We start from the raw sequence: 1,773 nt of genomic DNA, 5'->3' as shown, positions 1-1,773 counted from the left end.
GAGGACCTCGCCACCGCCGGGGTCGACCACGCTGGGGCGTTGTTGGAGCTCAACCGGCTGTTCATGGCGTGGGTGGAGACCGAATACCACCGCCGCACCCATTCCGAGACCGAGCAGGCGCCGCTGGCACGCTGGCAGACCGGATGGGAGCGGCTCGGCGGGTCACCGGCATTGCCGACCGCGGCGGATCTGACCGAGGCGTTCCTGTGGTCGGAGTTTCGGGTGGTGACCAAGACCGCCACGGTGTCGCTGCATTCCAACACCTACCGGGTCGATCCCGCCCTGGCCGGGCGCCGCGTGGAGCTGGTCTTCAGCCCGTTCGATCTGGAAACCATCGAGGTCCGCGACCGCGGCCGCAGCTTCGGCGCCGCGGTGCCGCACACCATCACCCGCCACGCCCATCCCAAGGCCCGACCCGAGAACCCGGATTCGGCTCCGGTGGTGACGGGGATCGACTACCTGGCCTTGACCGCTGCCGCCCACCACGCCCAACTATGCGACGACGAACGCATCGGATACCACGCCCTCTACGGCGCCGAGGTCACCGCCACCGGTAACGAACAGGTTCCCGGTCAGCTCGCGCTGACCGGCCTCGGTCCCGACAACCCTGATCACGAAGGTGAGGTGTCGGCATGAGTATTCAACGTCTGCAATCCCACTGGGGCTTCACCCGGATGCCGTTCGGACGTGACCTGGCGCCGTCGATGCTGCACCGCCACCCCGGCCACAGCGAGGCGATCGCCCGGATCTGCTGGTGTGTGGACCAGTGCGCCATCGGGGTCATCACCGGGGAGGTCGGCGCCGGCAAGACCGTGGCCATCCGTGCGGCGGCCACTTCCCTGGACCCGGCACGGCACGTCATCATCTACCTGGCCAACCCCACCATCGGCGTGCGCGGCATGCTCACCCACATCGTGGCCGCCCTCGGACACACCCCGGTGTTTCACACCGCCCGCCTGGCCCCCCAGGCCGCTGATGCGCTGGCCGCCGAGCACGCCGAACGGGGCCGTAGCCCCGTGCTGGTCGTCGACGAGGCCCATCTGCTGGACAACATTCAGCTCGAAGCGATCCGGCTGCTGACCAACCACGACATGGACTCCGGCTCCCCGTTCGCCGTGGTGCTGGTCGGCCAGCCCACCCTGCGGCATCGCCTGCGTCTGGGGGTCTTGGCCGCCCTGGATCAGCGCATCGCGGTGCGCTACACCCTGCCCGGGATGACACCAGCCGACACCGCCGACTACATCCATCACCACACCAAGATCGCCGGCCGCTCCGATGTCCTGTTCGCCGATGACGCCATCACGCTGATCCACAACGCCTCCCGCGGGCACCCCCGCGCGGTCAACAACCTCGCCCTGCACGCCCTGACCGCCGCGTTCGCTGCCGGCCATTCCATCGTCGGAGAGAAAGCCGCCCGCATCGCCATCAGCGAAACAGCAACAGACTGAACCCGATCCACGTCACCACGACGACCACCACGTCACCGCGGCCAGGATCCCGTCACCGAGACCACCACGGCCCCGCTCATCACAACGAGCGGGGCCGTACTCATAGCTCATTCATCACCACCGCCGATGACGCCGACATCCTCATCCACAGCGACGCGCAACAACCGACGACGCCAGAATCAATGATCCCGATCTACGGCTGCAGTACTAAACGACACCCGAAGCCGGTTCTGGAATTCCTCACCGCCGCCGAGGCCGACGCTCTGATCAACGCCCCCGACCGGACCCGATGGACCGGACGACGCGACCACGCGCTACTGGTTCT

At 67.8% G+C, this 1,773-nt stretch carries 2 protein-coding genes; both read left to right on the top strand.

Annotated elements, in window-relative coordinates; genetic code table 11:
• The coding region (locus JDV09_RS25970; protein ID WP_221372009.1) for a Mu transposase C-terminal domain-containing protein at positions 1-636 on the top strand (636 nt) is incomplete at its 5' end.
• A complete protein-coding gene (locus JDV09_RS25965) occupies positions 633-1,448 on the top strand; it encodes an ExeA family protein (protein WP_221372008.1) in 816 nt (271 codons plus the stop codon). The genes JDV09_RS25970 and JDV09_RS25965, both read left to right, overlap by 4 nt.
• The last annotated feature ends 325 nt before the right edge of the window (positions 1,449-1,773 follow it).

The sequence above is a fragment of the Mycolicibacterium xanthum genome (assembly GCF_019710635.1).
Taxonomy (GTDB): domain Bacteria; phylum Actinomycetota; class Actinomycetes; order Mycobacteriales; family Mycobacteriaceae; genus Mycobacterium; species Mycobacterium xanthum.
This window is presented reverse-complemented; position numbering and strand designations above follow the sequence as displayed.